A 4,136-nucleotide genomic window follows, 5' to 3' on the forward strand; every position below is an offset into this window, starting at 1 on the left:
TTGGGGTGCAGTTCACATTTCAGGAATAGTTTTTTATTTTGTTATAAGATTTTAGGGATTTGTATCTACAAATCCCTTGCTTGCCTGAATTATCTTGGAATCAAAGACAGGGCTAACATTTGTAAAAGAGCTAATTTACCTCGTGATTGATGAGGTTTTTTCGCTATTGATTGAGCAAAATCAATAACAGGTTTAGGTGCTTCATATTTATTTAAAATGAGATACCATGAGATATCACTGCTTAATTTTGCTAAAACATCTTGTTCCCCTTTTCAATAGCTTTTTTAGCCGTCATAAAAATAGCAAACAAAGACTTATTATTCTGGATAGCATCAGAATTCAAGATATTATCAATTTGTACTAACCATTCATTTGATTCATTCTTTTTTATCATGATAAAATTACCCCCAAAACTAGGACGTGGATGCTATGATCCATAGTTAATCTAACTGTTAAGCATAACTTGACTTAAAACGAACATATGAGCCATCTGAGAGGGCTTGAAATTAATCTAGGTCATTTAGACTAGCTAATTTGCTAATAGATATGTCGGATATTATTTTAACAAATTTTTACATAAAAATAAATATAAGGAAAGCGATGTAATAGAATGCGTGAAACCCTTTGAACTATAAATCACCCAGATAATATCTAGAGAGTGGCTAGCTTCTACTTGAAAATTAGCATCTTACAATTGAAATAATAATATGATATGATATTACTGAGGAATGATGAATTCTTTAAAAAATTTAATTCAAATTGAAGTAATATAAAAAAATTAGTAACAAAACCTTAGCTTGTTGTAAGCTCTTTGAGTTTTGTAGTTGATACTACAGCTAGTATCGTTAGTGCAGTAACAGCAAATCCATTTAATTATTGATAAATGGTGGGGGAACAGTTAAGTCACAAACTTAAAAAATAGGGAAGGGCAATGTCAGGTTCACAAAAAGCTTGGGATGATGCTCGATTAAATGCACATTGAAATGACTTTAAATTTTAAAAATGGTTTATAAAAGATAAAGGCCCAATAATGTTATAGGGTCTTTTATCATATAGGTAGGTGCTTATGAAATTAAAATTATCTGTCATTGGATTCTTCTTTTGTTTAATTGCTGCAATTGGTGTTGTCAGTATTAGTGATAGTCAAGATCCGATTCCTTTACCAATTGATGGTGCCTTTTCAATTCAAGGGAAAAGCAACCTTCCTAGTAACGAAATATACAAAACGATTGGTAATCTATCAAAAACGAAAAACGTAAACATTTACAAGCCGATAGTTCAGAATTCGGGTCAGGTGATTTATGTCAATTTCGATGATACAAACTATGAACAATTAAAGTCTGCACCGATAACAGGAATGTATTATACCCTAGGGAAAATAGATTCAAATAGTTTAAAACCACTTACGGCTACAGGATTGCAAACGGCATATATGGCTTATCCCTGGCATATAGGAGGGATTTTACAATTTACTGGGACTTTAAGATTGTTGTTAATGATATCAATTTACTTAACCTTATTAGTGACTTTATTTGTTGTTAGAACGAGGCAGATTAAAGAAGGAGTGATCAGACGTTCTTTAGGATTACCTGTATCTAACTTCAGAAAAGATTATTTCATTTCTTTTGCTGTTGAACTGGTTATAGGCGCTTTATTGATGATTTTTTACAGTTCCTTTTTAGGTGGCGGTTTCTTCACCTATAGTTCTAAGTTATTTTTCTCTATGCTTTTAACTAATTTTATACTATTTCAAATCATTGATATCATCACATTTGCACTATTTTGGATGACTATTAGGGTTGAAAAACCTATTGAAATTATAAAAAAAAAGGCAAAAAATAAACTCATTTTTATCATATGGCTTGTCGCTATTTCCATTATAATCATTGTCTCAGGGATTTTGTTACAAGAAACAAAGATTAGTCAGTCAAGAATAAACATACAAATCAATAATTTAAAACCATGGGACAATGTCAAAGACTGGAAAAGGCTAGAGTTTTTGGGTATTGAAAATCAATCCGTTAATAATGGAGAAACAAATAATTTAGAAGAAAAATATATATCTATAGCCACAGCCTTAAAAAAATTAGATTTTTTATACATCAAACCGTCTAGTGTATATGTTCCAGATTATATGAAAACTTCTGGTTTTGCAGAAGATTTTTCTAAACAATTAAAAAGTGATGGCATAACGAATCCAGAAGTAAATAAAAAACTGATTTATATCAATCAAACAGGTGCTAATGTACAAAATAAAGTTAATGGAACAAATTATCAAGTTTTAGCTAATAAGGTAGCAACAATCTATATTCCTAATAAATTTAAAAAGAGTAGAACATCAATTGAGAATACAGTTGCAGCAGAACAATTTACGGGAACAAACTATACGAAAGAAAATCTTGCAGTTCAAATAATTCCTAATGGGAAAAGATTTTTTTATTTCAATGAGAATGGTGACAATTATCACGAAAATAAAGATATTTTACCTTTGGTAAGTGTTGCAGATAGTCGAGATAACATAGTAGTTGTATTAGATACTGATAAAATGATAGAAAATAAAGATTTTGTTTTGGCTAGCAACATAGCATATAGCTCGCTTTTTAGTCCTGAAGCGATAAAGAAAATTAATGATTTGAGTGTTAATTTGAATTTTTCAATTGATCCAGTAGATGTTTCTCAAATTGTGAAACTTAATATTCGGTCCTTAGAGCACCAAATTTTCCTTTCGAAAATCTTACAGAAAATTATTTATTGTATTGTATTTCTACTCATTTATCAATATACCCAACTATTTATTTTTTCAAAACAGAATGAGTACGTGAAAAAAATAATTTTAGGTCTCTCAAAAACATGTATAGCCATTTCAAGTCTCAACTATTTTATAATCACTATTACTACGGTTATCCTATTTACATTTATCATGACAAGTCAGATAGAGCTATTGTATATTGGCATTGCTTCTTTAATGGTTTTAATGTTTTCAGCAATGCTGAGTTTTAGAAAATTATCGAAAAAATATTCTCAAATTTTAAAAGGAGATGAACAATGACAATTGAACTGTTGAACGTTACAAAAACATTCGGCTCAAAAAGGATATTTACAGATTTAAATTTAACGTTTGAAGCTGGGAAAAGCTACGCATTGATTGGAGGCTCTGGCTCAGGTAAAAGCACATTACTTAATATTATAGGAAGACTAGAAAAAATTGATAGTGGAAAAGTTTTAGTTGATGAACAGGATATTTGGAAAACAAAAGAAAGAACGTTCTTTAAAAATATTATTGGGTATGTTTTCCAGAATTATTCTTTAATAGAAAACAAAACAGTATATGATAATTTGAGACTCATCACTAAAGATAAAAACATAATATCTGATGTGCTTGAAAAAGTAGGGCTTTCTAGTGACTATTTAAATCAGAAAATATATGAATTGTCTGGAGGACAGGCTCAGCGTGTAGCTATTGCAAGAATGTTATTGAAACCACGTAAAGTTATTTTAGCGGATGAGCCTACAGGAGCTTTGGATGGTGAGATTGGCAAAGAAATCATTAATTTATTATTGAGTGAAACAGCTGAAAATAAATATGTTATTATAGCAACACATGATCCAGATGTATATCATAAAGTTGATTTTATTATTGATATGAAAGATATAAGGAATGAGATATGAAAAAGAAATTGATCATTAGTTTGATAGTATTAACTGGAATACTCGTAATTTTTTTAGTTGGAAACCAATTCATAAAAACAGAAAATCCCAAACCTACTGTAGATTTAACGGTTTATACTATCTCTTCTGATGATACAGAAAAATGGAATAAAGTAAAACAATTAGAAACGCAAGATGGTATCTACCTAATAACGGTAAAAGAAGTAGCATCTTCAGAAGAAATATTTTCAAACATCATTGCAGATGGAGCTGCTATGGGCTTTGGGGTTAGCGAAGAAGAGGCTAAGCAATTTAACAATAATTTAGGAAATACGATAAAAGATTCTAAGCATAATCAATTAATCGGAATAAAATATTTCACTTTTTCTAATGAAGACGAGGGATTTGTAGTAGCAAATTTTGACTACGGCAAAAAAGAGCTTAATGCTCAGAAGAAAGGAAAGAAAGAATTATATAAAAAACTATAT

The 4,136-nt window shown here is 30.0% G+C and carries 4 protein-coding genes; 3 read left to right on the forward strand and 1 reads right to left on the reverse strand.

Going from position 1 to position 4,136, the window contains the following annotated elements; all coding sequences use genetic code 11:
* Positions 1-250: 250 nt before the first annotated feature.
* Positions 251-394, reverse strand: coding sequence for a bacteriocin immunity protein (locus AKK44_RS09400; RefSeq protein WP_408022495.1), 144 nt, complete (start codon positions 392-394; stop codon positions 251-253).
* Between the two features lie 672 nt (positions 395-1,066).
* Between AKK44_RS09400 and AKK44_RS07550 the strand changes: the two genes are divergently transcribed.
* The 3 genes from AKK44_RS07550 to AKK44_RS07560 all read left to right on the forward strand — a co-directional run.
* Positions 1,067-3,049: a hypothetical protein gene (locus AKK44_RS07550; protein ID WP_054279182.1), complete on the forward strand. Its 1,983-nt coding sequence runs from the start codon at positions 1,067-1,069 to the stop codon at positions 3,047-3,049.
* Complete coding sequence (locus tag AKK44_RS07555) at positions 3,046-3,669, forward strand: ATP-binding cassette domain-containing protein (protein ID WP_054279183.1); 624 nt, start codon at positions 3,046-3,048, stop codon at positions 3,667-3,669. Before AKK44_RS07550 ends, AKK44_RS07555 begins: the two co-directional genes overlap by 4 nt.
* Positions 3,666-4,136, forward strand: a 471-nt coding sequence (locus tag AKK44_RS07560) for a hypothetical protein (protein ID WP_054279184.1), incomplete at its 3' end; no start/stop codon positions are given. The genes AKK44_RS07555 and AKK44_RS07560, both read left to right, overlap by 4 nt.

Source organism: Streptococcus phocae (assembly GCF_001302265.1).
In the GTDB taxonomy this organism is placed as follows: domain Bacteria; phylum Bacillota; class Bacilli; order Lactobacillales; family Streptococcaceae; genus Streptococcus; species Streptococcus phocae.